17 protein-coding genes and 1 pseudogene are annotated in these 17572 nt (G+C 62.3%); 2 read left to right on the forward strand and 16 right to left on the reverse strand.

Annotated elements, in window-relative coordinates; all coding sequences use genetic code 11:
- The 14 genes and pseudogenes from M0954_RS02795 to M0954_RS02860 form a co-directional block, all read right to left on the reverse strand.
- Positions 1–200: pseudogene (locus tag M0954_RS02795) on the reverse strand (MFS transporter); the annotation flags it as partial.
- A 24-nt stretch (positions 201–224) separates the two neighbouring features.
- Positions 225–1481 (reverse strand): FAD-dependent oxidoreductase, encoded by a 1257-nt coding sequence (locus tag M0954_RS02800; RefSeq protein WP_133893847.1) that lies wholly within the window; start codon positions 1479–1481, stop codon positions 225–227.
- Positions 1474–2439: a VOC family protein gene (locus M0954_RS02805; RefSeq protein WP_297351529.1), complete on the reverse strand. Its 966-nt coding sequence runs from the start codon at positions 2437–2439 to the stop codon at positions 1474–1476. The genes M0954_RS02800 and M0954_RS02805 overlap by 8 nt, the downstream gene beginning before the upstream one ends.
- Before the next feature lie 17 nt (positions 2440–2456).
- Positions 2457–3962, reverse strand: coding sequence for an aldehyde dehydrogenase (locus tag M0954_RS02810; RefSeq protein ID WP_122159365.1), 1506 nt, complete (start codon positions 3960–3962; stop codon positions 2457–2459).
- Positions 3963–3989: 27 nt separating this feature from the next.
- A complete protein-coding gene (locus tag M0954_RS02815) occupies positions 3990–4820 on the reverse strand; it encodes an aspartate dehydrogenase (protein ID WP_122157413.1) in 831 nt (276 codons plus the stop codon).
- Positions 4813–6471 (reverse strand): thiamine pyrophosphate-binding protein, encoded by a 1659-nt coding sequence (locus tag M0954_RS02820; RefSeq protein WP_297351531.1) that lies wholly within the window; start codon positions 6469–6471, stop codon positions 4813–4815. Before M0954_RS02820 ends, M0954_RS02815 begins: the two co-directional genes overlap by 8 nt.
- The gene (locus tag M0954_RS02825) at positions 6464–7270 is read right to left on the reverse strand and encodes an SDR family oxidoreductase (RefSeq protein ID WP_297351533.1); all 807 of its coding nucleotides are present in this window, start codon (positions 7268–7270) and stop codon (positions 6464–6466) included. The genes M0954_RS02820 and M0954_RS02825 overlap by 8 nt, the downstream gene beginning before the upstream one ends.
- Positions 7270–8142 (reverse strand): IclR family transcriptional regulator, encoded by an 873-nt coding sequence (locus tag M0954_RS02830; RefSeq protein ID WP_297351535.1) that lies wholly within the window; start codon positions 8140–8142, stop codon positions 7270–7272. The genes M0954_RS02825 and M0954_RS02830 overlap by 1 nt, the downstream gene beginning before the upstream one ends.
- A 1-nt stretch (position 8143) precedes the next feature.
- Positions 8144–9043 carry an alpha/beta fold hydrolase gene (locus tag M0954_RS02835; RefSeq protein WP_297351537.1) on the reverse strand — a complete coding sequence of 300 codons (900 nt, stop codon included), beginning with the start codon at positions 9041–9043 and terminating at the stop codon, positions 8144–8146.
- A 134-nt stretch (positions 9044–9177) separates the two neighbouring features.
- On the reverse strand, positions 9178–9705 hold the full coding sequence (locus M0954_RS02840) for a cupin domain-containing protein (RefSeq protein WP_123386699.1): 528 nt from the start codon (positions 9703–9705) through the stop codon (positions 9178–9180).
- Between the two features lie 27 nt (positions 9706–9732).
- On the reverse strand, positions 9733–10506 hold the full coding sequence (locus M0954_RS02845; protein ID WP_297351539.1) for an SDR family oxidoreductase: 774 nt from the start codon (positions 10504–10506) through the stop codon (positions 9733–9735).
- On the reverse strand, positions 10499–11599 hold the full coding sequence (locus tag M0954_RS02850) for an aromatic ring-hydroxylating dioxygenase subunit alpha (RefSeq protein ID WP_123386700.1): 1101 nt from the start codon (positions 11597–11599) through the stop codon (positions 10499–10501). Before M0954_RS02850 ends, M0954_RS02845 begins: the two co-directional genes overlap by 8 nt.
- A gap of 60 nt (positions 11600–11659) precedes the next feature.
- Positions 11660–11971 (reverse strand): recombinase-like helix-turn-helix domain-containing protein, encoded by a 312-nt coding sequence (locus M0954_RS02855; protein ID WP_122157419.1) that lies wholly within the window; start codon positions 11969–11971, stop codon positions 11660–11662.
- A 1-nt stretch (position 11972) separates the two neighbouring features.
- Positions 11973–12287, reverse strand: coding sequence for a non-heme iron oxygenase ferredoxin subunit (locus tag M0954_RS02860; RefSeq protein WP_122157420.1), 315 nt, complete (start codon positions 12285–12287; stop codon positions 11973–11975).
- A 470-nt stretch (positions 12288–12757) separates the two neighbouring features.
- Between M0954_RS02860 and M0954_RS02865 the strand changes: the two genes are divergently transcribed.
- Positions 12758–13798, forward strand: coding sequence for a porin (locus M0954_RS02865; RefSeq protein ID WP_297351555.1), 1041 nt, complete (start codon positions 12758–12760; stop codon positions 13796–13798).
- A gap of 158 nt (positions 13799–13956) precedes the next feature.
- Here M0954_RS02865 and M0954_RS02870 read toward each other — a convergent pair whose 3' ends face one another.
- The gene (locus M0954_RS02870; RefSeq protein ID WP_122157422.1) at positions 13957–14913 is read right to left on the reverse strand and encodes an IclR family transcriptional regulator; all 957 of its coding nucleotides are present in this window, start codon (positions 14911–14913) and stop codon (positions 13957–13959) included.
- 239 nt (positions 14914–15152) lie between these two features.
- Between M0954_RS02870 and M0954_RS02875 the strand changes: the two genes are divergently transcribed.
- Positions 15153–16850 (forward strand): acid phosphatase, encoded by a 1698-nt coding sequence (locus tag M0954_RS02875; protein WP_297351541.1) that lies wholly within the window; start codon positions 15153–15155, stop codon positions 16848–16850.
- 125 nt (positions 16851–16975) lie between these two features.
- On the opposite strand, the gene M0954_RS02880 is transcribed toward M0954_RS02875, so the two are convergent.
- On the reverse strand, positions 16976–17557 hold the full coding sequence (locus M0954_RS02880) for a DUF3501 family protein (RefSeq protein ID WP_133893839.1): 582 nt from the start codon (positions 17555–17557) through the stop codon (positions 16976–16978).
- Positions 17558–17572 lie beyond the last annotated feature (15 nt).

Here is a 17572-nt window from a genome sequence, read left to right on the forward strand (position 1 = left end):
ATCAGGATCGGCAACGTGGCCGCGATGGCGATCACGTCGAAGCCGTCGAAGAACGTGGCGAGTCCGATCAGGATCCGCGCGCGAACCTGCATCGCATTGCCCGGCAAGCGTTCCAGACGCGCAATGATCGAGCCCCGGGTCACAGGGCCTGAGACACCGGCGCTGCTGCGGTCCCCCATGGTGTTGTCGATGGTTCTCATGCCGTTGTCGCCGTCCGAAAAGAGTTATGCGAGCGCCGTGCTGGCGTCAGTGAGAATCGCAAGGTCGACCGTTCGGCCCTGGTTCATCCATTTGCGCGCGAGTTTCAGATCGCGCGGCGTGTTGATCGCAATCGCCCCGCGAATCGCACTGTCTTCCACGTAGAAGAGCGTGGCGCGTTTGCCGGGCAGATCGCCGCGTACGACCAGCTGCGCGTCGTTGGGAATGTCGCCGAGGATCTGCAAGTTCACGTCGTACTGATCGGACCAGAACCACGGAATGTCCGCATAGGGCTCGAACGTGCCGAGCAAGGCTTTCGCCGTGGAGATAGCCTGGTTCTGCGCGTTCGCCCAGGATTCGAGCCGCACGCGGCGCTTTAGCCACGCGCTCGGATGGTTCGCCACGTCGCCGCATGCAAACACGCGCGGGTCGGAGGTCGCGCCGAAATGGTCGACCACGATGCCGTCGGCAATTGCAAGGCCTGCTGCTTGCGCGAGCGCCGTATGCGGCGTGAGGCCGATACCCGCGACGGCGAAGTCGGCATCGAGCGTTGTGCCGTCGGCCAGCGTGGCACGCACGCCGTCGGCGTTATCGGGGTGATCGTCGAGCGATACAAGACCTGAATCAAGGCGCACGTCCACGCCATTGGCCCGATGCAGTTCAACCAGGAAATCGGAAATAGCCGGCGGCACCGAGCGGGCGCACAGACGCGGCGCACCTTCGACGACGGTTGCTGCAACGCCGAGCTTGCGTGCAGTTGCCGCCACTTCCAGGCCGATCCAGCCACCGCCGATCACCAGCACGTGCTGGCTCGCCCGCAACCGCTCGCCAAGCGCCACCGCCTCGTCGAGCGTGCGCAGGTAGGCGATGCTGGAAGTCTTCACCAAGGCATCGGGCAAGCGTCGCGCGGCTCCGCCGGTGGCAATCACGAGCCGATCGTATTGCACTTCGCGGCCCGATAGCGTACGCACGATGCGCTGCTCGCGGTCAATCGACGTGGCGGTATCCGGCTGCCACGCTTCGATGTTCAGGGCGTCGAAGTCGTCCGGCTTGACGAGGCGAACGGTGTCGATATCCGCTTCGCCCGCCAGCACCGCTTTCGACAGCGGTGGCCGCTCATACGGCAAGTGGATCTCGTCAGCGATCATCACAAGGCGCCCCTCGAAGCCCTCCTTGCGCAGGGTCTTCACGATCCATCCGGCGGCCTGGCCCCCGCCGATCACGACGATCGTGCGTGGTGCCTCCAGGCTTGCGTGTGCGCTTGATGCGGCAACATCAGTCATGTTTGCGCTCCGTCATGAACTTCCCCTCCGGCGCTTTCGCATTCTTCTGGCGACGCGTGTTGCCGTCGATGCCGCCATCGATCGCCCATTCGGCGAATACGGTCGGCCCCGGCTCGAAATCACGCGGCTGCCATTCGGGCGTCAGTTGATCCTCATCCGCGTAGTACTCGATGAGCGCACCGGCCGGGTTCTGGAAATACCAGAAGTACGCCGACGACACCGGATGGCGGCCCGGCCCGAGTTGCGTGTCCCAGCCACAGCGGCTGATATGCATGCCGCCGCCAAACACTTCGTGAATATCGCGCACGGTGAACGCGACGTGATTCAGGCCACGTTTGCCATTTGGCAGCGCCAGCAGGAACAGGTCATGATGTCCGCCATGCGGCGCGCAGCGCAGGAACGCGCCACGTCCCGGGTAACGATCCGACATCTCGAAGCCGAGCAGTTCCTGATAAAACTTCTCCGTTTCGGCAAGGTTGTTGGTGAAGAACACCACGTGTCCCACTTCCACCGGTTCGGCTCGTTCATAGATCGGCGACGGTTGATTCACGCGTAACGTCTGGCCCCACACGTTCGACGGCGAGCCATGCGTTTCGACGTCGCGCTTGCGCGTAACTTCCACCCGAATCGCCATGCCGTTCGGGTCGATGCACCCCACCGCGTCGTCGTTTTCGAAGTGTCCTGGCTGACCTGCAAAGCGGCCTCGCAATGCGTCGAGTTCGGCCCGCGTCGCTATACCCCACGTCACTTCACGCAGCGTCGGACCCTCTTCGAAGGCGGGCGGCAGCGACGGATCGTTCGAATCCACGGCCAGAATCGTGCAGCCGTTCAGCGATTCGAAGCGGGCGCGGGTTTCGTCGTGCGCAGTCTCTTTCAAACCCCAGTCGGCGAAAAAGCGTCGGCAGGTTTCGAGGTCCGTCACACCGTAGGTAATCTGTTCAATGCCGAGAATCGTCATGTCGTGCCTCTTGTTTCTCAATTCGTCTGGGGCGCATTGGCCCATGCCAAAGGTGCGTCGTTCAAGCCCCAGTACAAGCTCTTCTGCTGCATATATTCGCGAATGCCGAGACGCCCTTTCTCGCGACCCATCCCACTCTCTTTCCAGCCGGAGAACGGCGTCGAGATCGAGAACAGCTTGTACGTGTTGATCCAGACGGTGCCGGCTTCGAGCGCGCGGGCCACGCGCCAGGCGCGCTTGTAGTCGCGCGTCCAGATGCCGGCAGCGAGGCCAAACACGCTGTCGTTGGCCTGCTTGAGAAGCGACGCTTCGTCATCGAATGGCATGGCCACCAGCACCGGTCCGAAGATTTCTTCCTGGCAGATGCGGGCGCTGTTCGACAGGCCTTCTAGAATAGTGGGCTGATAGAAGTTGCCTTGTTCGCGTCCATCGCCGACCGGCCGCTCGCCACCGCAGAGCAGGCGTCCGCCTTCTTCCAGGCCCAAAGCGACGTAACGCTCCACCGATTCGCGATGCGCTGGCGTAATCAACGGACCCATCTGCGTTTCTGGACTCGACGGGTCGCCCACGCGCAACTTGCGTGCGCCTTCGGCCAGGCGCTTCATGAACGCGTCATAGATCGGGCGATGCACGAACAACCGCGAGCCTGCGATGCACGCTTCGCCTGACGAACTGAAAATGCCGTACAGCACACCGTTCACCGCGTGATCGATATCCGCGTCTTCGAAGACGATGGTCGGCGACTTGCCGCCCAGTTCCAGCGATACCGGCATCAGCTTGTCCGCGGCAATGCGCGCGATACCACGACCCACTTCGGTCCCGCCGGTGAACGACACTTTCTTGACGAGCGGATGACGCACCAGCACGTCGCCAATCACCGAACCTTTACCCGGCAACACGCTCAACACGCCCTTCGGCACGCCCGCTTCTTCGCAGATGCGCGCCAACGCGAGCGAGACCAGCGGCGTCACCTCAGCCGGCTTCAACACCACCGCATTGCCACCCGCAAGCGCAGGGGCAAGTTTTTGTGCATCCGATGCGATCGGCGAATTCCACGGCGTGATAGCTGCGATCACACCAATCGGCTCGTGCACGCTCATGGTCATGTAGTCGCCACGCGATGGCGTGAGCTCTTCATCGAGCGTTTCGAGGCACGCGGCGAAATAGCGGAACGTGTTGGCAGCGCTCGCCACCAGTACGCGTGTTTCGCCGATCGGCTTGCCGTTGTCGCGCCGCTGCAGATGCGCCAGTGCTTCGTGACGCGCCATGATCAGATCGGCGATACGGTACAGAACCAACGCGCGTTGATGCGGCTTCAGACCGGCCCAATCCGCTTTGCGCCATGCAATGTCCGCGGCTTCGACCGCATCGCGCGCATCGTCGGCGCTGGCCGTCGAGATTTCCATGTTGACCGACTGATCCGCCGGATACAGGCTTTTGTACGGGTTGCCACGCCCTTGCCGCCATTCGCCGCCGATGAAAATATCGCCGGTGGGCACGAGGCTGGTATCGAAGTGAGTCATGTCGGTCATCCGCTCAGTTACATCTCATCAAATCACGCAACGCGCCGCGCGGTTGCGCAGGGCACGGATCGCGCTGAACGCGGTCAGCGCGGACGTCTTGGGGTTGTCGGGCAACGGCTTGCCGCACATTTCGAGCGACATCTCGCCGAACGCGCCACGCGCCAGAATGCGGTGCACGTTGCGCGTCGTCGCCGGGTCTGCGATCAGACGCACAATGGTCTGATCGAGGCCGAGGCCTGCCAGCGCAATCGTCGCCGCCACGTTGGCATTCTTCGGATAAAGCCGCGCCGCTTCACGGGCGCTGCCTTCGAAAATGATCCGCTCTTCCTTTAGGCTCTGCAGATCGCAGATTTCTTCGGCGGGCGTGCCGAGCCAGCCTTGCGGCGGCTTGCGCCCCGTGTACAGCACTTCGTCGAGGCCACCCAGTTTCGCCGCGGCCAAAGCATCAACGCCACCAATGGCGCCGGATAGCAGCGTCAGCGTGGCATCGCCTTCATCCGCAGCGGCCGAGAGCGCGTCGAGCAGCAGCACGTCCGAGAGCGCGCCGATCGAAGCCACCGCGCAATCGGTGCCCGCTTTCAGCAGCGGAACGACGTGGTCGACCAGCGCACTGTGGCCCGCGCATTCGAGCGCAAACTGCGGGCGGCTGTTCAGCGCCGCCACCGATGACACCACGTCCACCGACGAACCCACCACCTCACGCACCGACGCCGCATGGCGCTCGGGCACGATCACATGCGACACACGCACCTGCGGATCTGCCACGACCGAGCGATACACCGCCTGGCCGATCGCCCCGAAGCCGATCATCGCAACGTCGACGGGCGCGTGATGTCCCGCGTGGCGAAGATCATGCATGTTCAGGCTCCTGCTCCTTGACCGGCGGCCCAGCAAACGCAGTGGCAAACGAACCGACCGACAGCATGTCCACTTCAACCAGCACCGGGCCGGTTTTCGCCAGACCTTCGCGGATGACCTCGTCCGCGTCGTCGAGCGACTTGATGCGGTAATGCGTGAGCTTCAAGCTTTCGCAGAACTGCGCGAAGTCCGGTTGATGCAGATCGACGAAGCAGCGGCGGCCGCCATACTGAGCGTCCTGAATGTTGCGGATCACGCCATAGCACTGGTCGTTCATCAGCACGATCATGACGTTGGCATTTTCCTGCACGGCCGTCGCCAGTTCACCGACGTTGACCATCAGGCCGCCGTCGCCGACGAGGCACACCGTCTTCGCCGCGGTTTCCGCCAGCGCGGCGCCGATTGCCATTTGCATCCCTTGACCGATACCACCGCCCAAAGCGTGCACCCCGGCGCGCGGCGTGAAAATCTGCAGCAGGCGGTTACCCCACGTGCTGTTCGAGATCGTCACATCTCGCACCCAGTTATAGTCCGTGCCCACCGACCGTTGCAGCGCGTCAACGAGGCGCTTGTACGGCCCGAGACCCTTGCCCACATCCGCTACGGCGATCTCGCGGGCAGCGGCCAGATCGACGGCAAACTTCGGATCCACTTTGAGACGGCCTTCGAGCAGCGTCGCGAGTTCTTCCAATACCGCAGCGGAGTCGCCATGCACAAACAGCTCGTTGCGATAGCCGCGGTTATCGGCGAGTGCGTCGGCATCGACGCGGTATAACGGTTGCGGCAGCGCGAGCTTGTACTTCAAGGTTTCATTGCCACGCAGACGCGAACCGACCACGAGGACCGCGTCACACGTCTTGTAGAAGCTTTCCACCGATGCGTGTACGTTGAAGGCGCCGAGCGTCGCCGGATGATCTTCCGGCAGGATGCCGCGGCCCTGCACGCTGGTCACGACGCCAAAGCCCAGCGCCACCAGACGCTCAACCGCTGCCCGCGCGTGACGCGTGCCACCACCAAGCCAAAGCAGCGGACGCGTGGCCTTGGCCAGCGCGTCGGCGAGTTGCACGACGCGCTTGCTGTCGTGCGTGAGCGTCGTCACGTGCGGCGCGCTGAGGTCCGCGGGCCATTCGATTTCTGCAGCCTGGATGTCAATCGGAATCTCGACACTCACCGGGCCGCTCGGCGCAGTCTGCGCGACGCGCACCGCTTCGCGGATGGTCGGGAGCGCGGTCTCGGCAGTGCGGACGCGGAAGGCGGCCTTCGAGATCGACGACAACATCGACAACTGGTCCGGCGCTTCGTGGATGTACGCGAGGTCCTTATCGAGGTATTCGGTTTCGATCTGGCCAGTGATATGCAGCAGCGACGTGCCCGCGGTCAGCGCTTCAACCATCGCGCCTGCCGCGTTGCCGGCCGCGGTGCCCGTGCTGGTGAACGCGACGCCAAGGCCACCGGACACACGTGCCAGACCATCGGCCATGTTGACCGCACCGGCTTCGCCGCGTGCGCCGACATAACGGATCTTGCCGCGGCTGTTGATCGCGTCGAGGATCGGCATGTTATGGATCGAGATCACGCCGAACGTAGTGCGAACGCCGCATTGCTCGAGGAAGGCGGCAATCAGCTCGCCGACGGTGGTTTTATTAGACATGTCGTGCATTGCCTCCAGAAACATCGATATGACTGCCCGTCGTGTAGGACGACAGATTAGTAGCCAGATAAAAGAGTGCCTGTGCGGCCTCTTCGGGACGGCCGAAGCGGCCAAGCGGAATGTTCTTCTTGCGTGCGAGTTCTGCAGTCCAGTCTTCCCAACTCTGGCCCGGCTCGGCTTGCGTCTCGAAGCGGCGGCGCCATTGGCCCGATTCGACGATGCCAATCAGAATCGAATTCACACGGATACGCTGCGGCGCCAGTTCAACCGCCAGCGACTTGATGAGGCTCAGCAATCCTGCGCGCGCCGAGGAGGTCGCCACCATATGCGGCTCCGGTTGCAGCGCGAGCAGCGAATTCACGCAGACGATCGATGCATTGCCCGTGCCGGCCGCGTCGCGCAGCATCGACAGGAACGCGCGGGTCGGGCGGATCACGCTGAAATACTTCAGGTCGAGTTCTTCGCGCCAAGCATCGTCGGTGGTGTCGGCGAAGGTCGATACGCGGCCTTGGCCAGCGTTGTTCACCAGCATGTCGGTGCGACCGAAGCGGCGCTGCACGCCTTGTGCGAAGGCGTTGACTTCCTCTGCGTCGAGCACATCGCAGCGCGTGGCCAGCAGTTGTGCAGACGGAAATTGCGTCTTCAGAGCCGTCTCCGCAAGTGCCAGGCGTTCGGCGTCGCGTCCGCAGATAGCGACCGATGCACCCGCACGCAAAAACAGTTCGGCGGTCGCAAGACCGATGCCGGACGAGCCGCCCGTCACCACCGCTACCTGACCGGTCAAATCGATCTGGATCATTAGAGCCCCAATGCCTTCATGTACTTGCTGCCCGTCGCCAGCCCGTTCTTGGGCCGATAGTTCAGGCGTTGCGAGAGTTCGTCAGCCGCGCCGCGCACCTTGTCGATCAGACCGCTGTCGAGCAGCGCTGCATCGATCTCCGGCCGCGGGATCGTAGTGGTGATCACTGCGACGATGCGGCCCGTGTCGTTACGCACCGGCGCCGTCACGACCGAAATGCCGCGCTCGAACGACGATTCGCTGATCGCGAAACCGCGCTGCGCGTCATCGCGAATTCGCTCGTATAGCTCCTCGACCGTTTCGGGTGTGATTTTGGTAAAGCGATGCAACTTCGGCTCGGGGTACAGCATGCGTAAATCGTTGAGCGTCAGATCGCCCATCAGCACCTGACCGTGAGTCGTCGCATGAGCGGGCAGGCGTGTCCCGACGTTGACCTTCACCGAACTGAAAATCGGCGTGTGACTTTGCGCCTTGGCGACGAACACCACGTCGCGTCCGTCGCGGATCAGGATGTGGCTTGTCAGACCGGTATCGTTTCGCAAGGACTCGATGATCGGCAAGCCGAGGTCGGTCAGTTCGAGCGAGCTCAGGTATTCGAAGCCGAGGCGTAGCACCGCAACGCCCAAGCGATAGTTGCGGTCCTTGTCGGCTCGCTCCAGAAAACCGAGCGATTCAAGCGTTTGCAGCAGACGGAAGACCGTCGTGCGGGGAATCTTCAGGCGCCGGGACAACTCCGGTGCGCCCAGCACCGGCTCGCGCGGCGAGAACTCAGTCAGGATCTTCAGACCGCGTTCGAGACCGGGCACTTTGTAGCCAGTTTCGGCGTTGTCATCGTCTGTTGCGCGCTCGGCGGTGATCGTGTCGGGCGTCATTTCAGTGGCTCCGTGGTGCCGCGCTGGCGCGGCAGAACGTGTCGATGATCGCGGTGTACGCGTCAGCGGCTTCGATATATCCGGCATGGCCGGCACGCGGCACAATCTGCAAGGACGTACGTGCCGCGAGGGCCAGCCGTTCGCATGCGGACGGCGGTGTGATGGTGTCTTCGGCGCCTACAGCAACGTTGACGAGTCCGTGAAAGCGCGAGAGGTCGGCGGCAAGATCGGCGTTGGCGAGCAGATGCGTCGCTTGCGCGTAACCTTGCGGCACGATGCGCGCCATGTTCCAGCGCACCCATGCACGAGCTGTCTCGTCGGCGTGCGCGGACAGCATGTTTGCGCTGCGCTTTTCTGCAAGACCCGCGGGGCCGAGTTCGGCGAGCATCGCTAGACGCTGGTCGCGCTTCGTTTCGCGCAAGTCTGTGTTGGCCGCGCCGTAACCACCAGCAGGCGACAGCAGCAGAAGGCCTGCGACGCGGTGCGGATTTGCAGCAGCAAATGCACCAGCGACAATCCCGCCCAGCGAATGCCCTACCAGCACGCAACGCTCGACGCCGAGCGCGTCGAGCCAGCCGCGCAGAACGTCTGCGTAGTCCGCCGCGTGAGGCGAAGGTGGAACAACCGGCGTCGAAACGCCGTATCCCGGCGCATCCCACGCAAACACATGCCGCATCGCGCCCAGTGCTTCAAACTGCTGCACCCACGACGCTGCGCCGGAGCCAATGCCATGTAGCAGCACAAGCGGCAACACCTCGTCGCGCACAGAAGCCGGTTCGCGCGCTTCGCGATAACCCACGGTCTGCGTCGCCGCGGTAACGGCCTGCTGCAGCGGAAATCGCGCAAGACGCGCTTCCAGCGAGACGGCGAGATCGGCAGTGACGGACGGGACAGCGGGCATGGTTTCTATCTGCAAGTGCAAAGTAAGGTGACTTCAGTACGGCGACTGTGCGGTGCAGGGTTGTCGCGTGGGCATTTCTAGCGCAGGGCGTCGAACAGGCAATGCCCTGCGCTTCGCACCCAAGTGCTTGCCGCTTATCGCTTCAGCTTGGCAAGCGGCGAGTCCGGCGGATACGTCGGCGTGATCGGCTTCGGAGAACCGAGCATCACGCACATCAGCGCGTCTTCTTCGCCGATATTCACTTCCGTGCGATACACGCCCGGCGGCACCGAAATCAGATCGCGTTCGCCGAGCACCGATTCCCAGGTCTCGCCGTCGCGTTCGCAAATCACTTTCATCTTGCCGCGCAGCACGAAGAAAATTTCTTCGACATCCATATGAATATGGCTCGGTCCGATATTGCCGGCCGGAATCACCATGGTTGAGAACGTGAAGCCGCCTGCGGGCACCGTATTGACATCCTTTGCGACACCCGTGCCGCCCGTGCCGACATAGCGCATTTGCGCCCGGCGATACTTCGGGTCGTAGTCGGCCTGGAACTTCAGCGCGTCCCAGTCGTAACGACGGGTTTCAAGACGTGCAACGCGCGTGTCCATCCACTGCGCAAAACTGGCTTCCGCGGGTTGATCCCACGACTTGTGTTCGAAATCGGTGTCCGCCATCTCTTTCTCCTTTCGGTCAAGACAAGATCAATTCATCACAAAGCCGCCGTTCACCGGCAGCAACTGGCCAGTCACGAAGCGTGCGGCATCGGATAACAGGAACAGGACCGGCCCTGTCACATCGTCGGGAACCTGTGCGCGAGTCAACGCGCGGCCTTTCAGGTAATACTCGTGACGCTCGGCCGGCACGTAGGCGGTGGCCTCGACTTCGGTCAGCCCCGGTGCGATCGCGTTTACCGTGATGCCGTCGACACCGAATTCACGCGCGAGCGAACGCGTCATCGCGATCACGGCGCCTTTGCTGGCGACATAAGCCAACAGTTTCGGCGCGCCCCACATCGCCGTATCGGAAGCGATATTGACGATGCTGCCGCGGCCCGAGTCGCGCAAATGCGGCAGCACCGCGGCACTCATCAGCCACGTTCCGCGCACGTTGACGTTCATCACCGCATCCCATGTATCGACCGACAGCTCGCCGGCAAACTTGCCGCCGGAGTTGGTGATCGCCGCGTTGTTGATGAGCGCATCGAGGCCGCCGAGTTGCTTCACCGCCTGGGCGACGAAGCTCTGGATGTTCGATGGATCAGCGAGATCCAAGGGCAGAAAGTGCGCCGCGTGACCTTCGCTCTGCAGCGTCTCGGCGAGCGCACGACCTTCGTCGTGCAACACATCGCCGAACACGACTTGCGCGCCGGCCTGCGCCAGCGAGCGCACAAACGCCGCGCCGAGACCGCGCGCGCCGCCCGTGACGATCACGCGCCGGCCGGTGAGTGCCGCGGACGCAGCGTTGGCGTTATGCATGGCTATGCCCTGCTGTTGCGCTCGCCGTGGCGGTGGCCGCTTGCGCACGATGCGCGGCGAGTGCATCGAAATCCTGCTGCGCGCGCTGCCGCAACATGCGACGCACGCGCGTCATACCGACGTCATGCTGATAGAGGAATTCATGCTGGCGGGCATCCGGCGCCATGCTTTCGAGGACATAGCGGTCCTGTTCCAGCACGTCCCAATGGAGACCTTCGAGGCGGTTGCGATACATGAAACGCCATGCGTCGCGCTGCCATCCCGACACCTTGCGCGTGCGCCAGAAGTACACCTGGCAGTTGCTTTCGTCGACGGGAACGGCAAAGCCGATGATCCCAAAGTTGCCGCCCGGGCCAAACTTCTTCCTGTAGGGAATTGCGAGGCGCATCCACAGACAACCGGTTTCGCCGAGTTCCACCCAGTCAAAATTCACGTCACGCTGGCCGACTTTCTCGAACATCAAGCCGGTTTCGGTCTTGCGCACGCGCATGTCGGCCTGCTTGTCGCCTTCGGCCATCGAATGCGAGGTCGCGTGCAGATACGCGCCGTGCATCGGATCCATCACGTTGTCGATCGCGTACTGGTAGTTGCACTTCCAGTTCGACATGCACAGAAAGCTCGCGTACTCCTCGCTCACCAGTTCTTCCGGCAATACGAGTGGGGCGGGTTCCTTGTGGGCGTCATCGCCGAACCACAGGAAGATAGCGCCCGCGTGTTCCTGAACGGGATACGACTTCACGCACTTCTGGCCTTCGAGCGGGCAGTTCGACACCGCCGGAACTTTGGTGACCGTGCCGCCACCGTCGATTTCAATGCCGTGGTACCAGCACGCGACGCTGCCACCGAGATTCCAGCCCAATGACAGACGCGCGCCGCGGTGCGGGCAGCGATCTTCGAGCGCGTGGACATGGCCTTCCTGATCGCGCCACAGGACGATCTGATCGCCGAGGCGCGTCAGGCCAATAGGCGCATTGCCGACTTGCCAGCTCGGAGCGACCGGATACCAGTAGTTGCGCAGACCGAGGTCGAGGTAAGCCTGAAGCGGATCGGCCGTGCCGTGGTCCGTGGTGGTATGGGGTGTGGGGGACGTCATGAAAAGACTCCAGATGCGTGGGCGGTGCGACGGGTTCGCAAGGTTGTCTGGGTAGCGCGCCTATTCGGCGAGCAGGCGGAATTCGGCGGTCAGGCGCTCGTCAGTCCACGCCGCGCCTTCCGGTGTCCGGAAGCCGATGCGGTTCAAGCCGTCGACAACGTCCTGCAACTCCACCGCGCCCGCATCGAACACTTTTTCGAGCGCATCGCCGAAGTCGTTCTCGTATTGCGTCGGCTCGGCCTTGCGGGTTTGCCACACGAGGTTTTGCGCCTCGCCCGGCTTTTCGATGACGCCCTTGCCGGCCACGTTGTTCGGCTGGGGCGCGAGCCACGGCTTCAGGGAGGGATTGAATTTCACGGCTTGCTCTCGCATGTCATTCCACCTTGATCTGGATTTCTTCACCGGCGAGACGAACCGCGTACACCTTCAGGTCGCGGCCGCCCGGCTCTTTCAAGCACTTGCCAGTCGGGATATGGAACACGGCTTCGTGCAACGGGCATTCGACGGTATCGCCGTCGACAAATCCCTGCGTCAGCAACGCGTACGCGTGGGGGCAGACGTTTTCCAGCGCGTACAGCGCATCGCCCACCTTGTAGATGCCTATCTCCGTGCCCTCGAGTTTGTACTCGAGCGGCGCGTCATCGGACAGGTCGCCGGCATGTCCGGCGCAACGCCATTCTTCAGTCATGTGCTACCTTCTCCTGAATCCCGAATGTTCCATATAAGGAACATCAGTTCGTGTATGGACAATTATAGAAGCCGTCCGCACGAGAAAAAATAAAAATCTGAGACGTTAGGGGAAAACACTGATGTGGCAGAGGAAAGACACCGCCCCCTACCTCGCCTGACCACGAACGTCAGCCTACATCCCTATTTCGTAAGGATTTTTCGCCCGCGACCGAAACCGTCCCTCCCGCGGCATTCGGGTTTCCTCGGGGCTCGAAAATTTATTTTGACCACTTCTGGAGACCCTATACTTTCCATAGGCGATACATATGCCCATAGGTGGAACAAATAAGAAGCAGAGTTTTGGCGCATAAACCAGGACCAACGCTCCCTCACTCAATGCACTACGGACGGCGGAATGGGATCCAGCCATTCGTCACACGATTAGGAGAACCAACGGTGAAAAGAATCATTGCAGTCGCACTCACGGCGATGTGCGCCGCGACAGGGGCGTGGGCACAAAGCAGTGTCACGCTTTACGGTAGTCTCGATGCCGGGGTCGCGTACATCAGCAATGCCGGCGGAAGTTCGAAATGGATTGCGGAACAGGGCAACATGCAGCCTGACCGTTGGGGCCTGAAGGGGGTGGAGGATCTGGGTGGTGGTCTGCATGCCATCTTCCAGTTGGAGAACGGCTTCTATACGACGACGGGTGCAATGGCTTCGCCCGGAACGTTGTGGAATCGCCAGGCGTATGTCGGTCTGAGTTCCGATCAGATCGGAACACTGACGCTCGGTCACCAGACGCCCTTTAACTTCGACGTGCTGGGTCCGTTGAGCACCGGTTATCTCGCCGCGAGCTGGTATGCGTTCCACCCGGGCAATATCGATGAGCTGGCGGATACAAGCGTCGTGCCGTTCAACAACTCGGTGAAGTTCCGCTCAACCAGCTTTGCCGGCTTCACAGTCGGCGCGATGATGGGTCTGGGCAATACGACGAACTTCGCGACCGGTCGCACCTTGAGCTTCGAGGCCAGCTACAAAAACGGTCCGTTCAATGCGGGTGCGGTCTACTCGAACGAACATGACCGCACGCCGTCGATCGTCACGACCGGCATCACGAACTTCCAGGGTGTCGCGGCTACGGCATACACGGCCGACAATGTCGAGAACATGGGCGCGGGTGCGTCTTACCAGTTCGGCAATCTGCTGGTGCATGGTCTCTATACGCGTGTGAAGCTGGAATCGCCCGGCTACTCGAGCACGTATCAGAGCTACGACGCGGGCGCGAACTATCAGTTCACACCGTTTAACAGCGTGGCGGGCGGCGCGGCGACGACGAGCTTCGATGGTCATCGCTGGACGCAGTTCGAAATCGGCGATATCTATGCGCTGTCGAAGTCGACGCAGATCTATGTGAACGCGCTGTATGAGCGTGCAGGTTCGAATACGGACGCGGCGTTCTTCACGGCAGGCGTCTCGGATAGCCGCAACCAGACAGTGTTTCTGACGGGCATTCATCACTCGTTCTGAGTGCTCTCTGACCTGTCGCTACGCGAAAGGTCCGCCAACGTAGTCGAGAAAACCTGGGGCTACCCAGCGTTTTCTTTAGCGAGTTGAGTGAGCGGCCGGTTGCCATGCAGCCGGCCGCATCGCGTCGCAGCGTCGCTGGACTAGTTCGCCTAGTTCACCTAGTTCGCCGCGACAGTCCTGCGGCGTGCCTCGCCCGCCGTCGGATCGTCTGCGGGCGGACGGTAATTGAGGCGCGTCGACAACTCCACAGCCGCGCTGCACACCGCCGCGATCAGCGGTTCGCGTTCACTGGCGTCACCGATATCCGAACGCGGCACGGTAACCGTCAAGGCCGCCACGATGCGGCGGGTCTGATCGCGCACCGGCGCCGTCACCACCGAAATGCCTCGCTCGAACGAAGCCTCGCTCACTGCGTAGCCCTGCGCTGCGCTTTCACGCACCCGCTCGTTGAGTTCTTCGACAGTGGCCGGCGTGCGATCGGTAAAGCGCTCGAGTTGCGGCTCCGGATAAAGCTGGCGCAGTTCGTCGTAACTGAGATCGCCCATCAAGACCTGGCCGTGCACAGTCGCGTGCGCCGGCAGACGTGTGCCGACATGCACCTTGACCGAGCTGAACATCGGATCGTGCGCCTGGGCTTTCGCGACGAACACCACATCGCGCTGATCACGGATCAGGAGATGCGCACTAAGTCCCGTCGCATCACGCAAGCGCTCGAGCAGCGGTGTGCCCACGTCGGTCAGTTCAAGCGAACTCAGATATTCGAAGCCCAGCCGCAACACCGCCACGCTCAGCCGGAAATGGCGGTCGCCGTTCACGCGCTCGAGAAACCCGAGCGCTTCCAGCGTCTGCAGCAAACGGAAGGTGGTGGTACGCGGAATGCCGATGCGCTTCGATAACTCCGGCGCACCCAGCACCGGTTCACGCGCGCTGAACTCCGCAAGAATACGCAGCCCGCGTTCGAGACCCGGGACGAGGTAGGTCGAGCCGCCGACGCTTTCTTCGTCGGAGGTGTCGGTCAGATCGGCGGGGGCTGCGGCCTCATCGTGCGGCGCCGGCGCATCGCCGCGCGGCTTGGCCAGTTTGCGTCCCGCTCCTGTCATGTTTTCTTTTGCCATATCCGGCTGTAGTTCGTGCTGATCGTCTATAGGACAGCATGATAGCGCGAAGCGTCACGGGCGAATTTGGCCAAATGAAGCGAATTCTGGCATCGTACGATGTCGCCGAAATCGAACCGCTGTCCGCAGTCGTGTCTTTCGTTTGACACACAAAATGACGACGTCCCGAGCGATCATTGCAGATCGTTGACGCGTGCGAACGGCACGCGGGAGCGAACCAGACCTGAGGAGCCATACCAATGAACGAGAAGGACGATTTGCCCCTGCCGCACTCGAACGCAGAGCTGGCTGGCGACGACATCCCAGACAACCCCGAGCGCCGCCGGGTCCTCACCGGCATCGCGGCGGTGGGGCTGGGACTCGCCCTCGCCGGCTGCAACACGGAAGAGCAGGCAGCCGCCACCCCGCGCAGTGCCGCCGACTTGCGGCTCGACGCCGCGCTGCACGATCAGGTGAAGCAGATCGTGGTGATCTACGCCGAAAACCGCAGCTTCGCCAATCTATATGGCAACTTCCCGGGCGTGCAGCATCCGCTCGATGCCGTACCGGCCGAGCGCTACGTGCAACTCGACCGCGACGGCAAGACGCCACTGCCGCAATTGCCGAAGATCTGGGGTGGCCTCGTGCCGCAAGCTCAGAAAGTGGACGGCAAGCGTTACATGATTGGCGAGAACGATGTTGTCGGTCTGCACAACAAGCCGTTCCGGATCCCCGATGCGCAGGGCGAGCCGTTGCCAAACAGCGTGATCACGCGCGACTTGTGGCACCGCTTCTACCAGAATCAGATGCAGATCAATGCCGGGCGCAACAACCAGTTTGTCGCCTGGGCTGACTCGGGCGGTCTGGTGATGGGGCATTACCGGAATTCCGCCGAAACGTTGCGGATCTGGAATCTCGCGCAGCAATACACGCTGTGCGACAACTTCTTCATGGCGGCTTTCGGCGGCTCGTGGCTGAACCACATCTTCCTGATTTCCGCCCAGGCGCCGCTAGTGCCGGACGTGCATAACACCGCGGCGAAGCAGTTTGTCTCCGTGGTCGAAGGAAATGATCCGACCGGTGCTGCGCTGAAGGTTGCGGCGCATTCGCCCGCGTCCGCGCTAGACGGCCCGCCGAAGTTCGTCAACGACGGCCTGTTCACGCCCGATGGTTACGCCGTCAACACAATGGCGCCGCCGTATCAGCCGAGCTTCGTGGCGCCAGCGCCAGGCGGCGAGAAGTCCATGTCTGATCCGTCCAATCCGCGTGTGCTGCCGCCGCAGAACTACGCGACCATTGGCGACCGTCTGTCGGACAAGGGGGTTGACTGGGCGTGGTACGCCGGCGCCTGGCAATACGCGCTCGACCATCACGATACCGGCGACGTGCCCGATTTCCAGTACCACCATCAACCGTTCAACTACTTTGTTAGCTTCGCGCCGGGTATCGAGGCGCGCCGCCAACATCTGCGCGACGCGGGCGTGGGCGACGACGCGTCGACCAACCGGCTGCTCGCCGATATCGACGCGGGGCGCCTGCCGCCCGTTACGTTCTACAAGCCGCAAGGCAATCTGAACATGCATGCGGGCTATGCGGATGTCGAATCGGGCGACCGCCATATCGCCACGGTGATCGACCATCTGCAGCGCAGCCCGCAGTGGAACAACATGGTGGTGATCGTCACCGTCGACGAAAACGGCGGCTGGTGGGATCCGGTCTCGCCGCCCAAGGGCGACCGCTGGGGTCCGGGGTCGCGAATTCCAGCGCTGGTCGTTTCGCCGCTCGCGAAAAAGGGCTATGTGGATCACACCGTCTACGACACCAATTCGATCCTGCGCTTCATCACGCGGGTGCACGGATTGAGGCCGCTCGACGGGGTAGTGGCGCGCGATCGCGCGTTCGCGCAAAACGGTTTGGCGCCGTTGGGTGATCTGACAGGGACGCTCAACCTCGCCTGATTGCCTGGCCTATGGCGTGTTGCTTATGGTGGTCCATAGCGGACTATTGCAGTCCCACCGGCGTCGTGCGGTGCGGCTAGCGGGACTGCTCTCAATAAGGTTTTTTGTGTAAGTATGCACTCACGTCAGGCGAGATCCTTCATCAAAGCGGCCCGCACCCGCGGCTCAATAGTCTGCGTAGGGACCGGATAGTTCGGATGATCACTGCCGATCTGCAGCGCCGCACCGTCGCGTAGCCGCGCCTTCATCGCGGGCGTCAGCTCAAAACGGACGAAGTGCACGGCCGAGGTCTTCTGCTCGTTTTCGCGCTCCAAGTCCTCGTCGGCGATCGCATAGACCGGCGGCTCTCCCTCCACCTGCAGAAACACGCGGTCCTCAATCCCGATCAACCGTGTCAGCGCAGCCTGCCTTTCGATCTCGTTCTCGTATTCGATCTGCATCGTCGCCTTCAGATTGCTGCCGTCCGGCACCAGCGGCAAATAAGCGTTCATCTCGCCCTGAATGCCCTCCTCGTCGAAAATCTTCTCGATATGAAGCATCTCCTGAATCTGATAGCGAATCGTGGTTTCGTCTTCGAACAGGAACGTGACGTGGTTGCCGAGCGCGACCGTACGGTCTTTCTTGTGCTCGATCACCTTGGCGCGCATCGCGATACGCGACTTCGAATAGTTTTCGAGCGACAGCAGCGAGTTACGGGCGATGCTCATCTCGGTGTCCTTCCA

This window comes from Paraburkholderia sp. (genome assembly GCF_026225065.1).
Classification (GTDB): domain Bacteria; phylum Pseudomonadota; class Gammaproteobacteria; order Burkholderiales; family Burkholderiaceae; genus Paraburkholderia.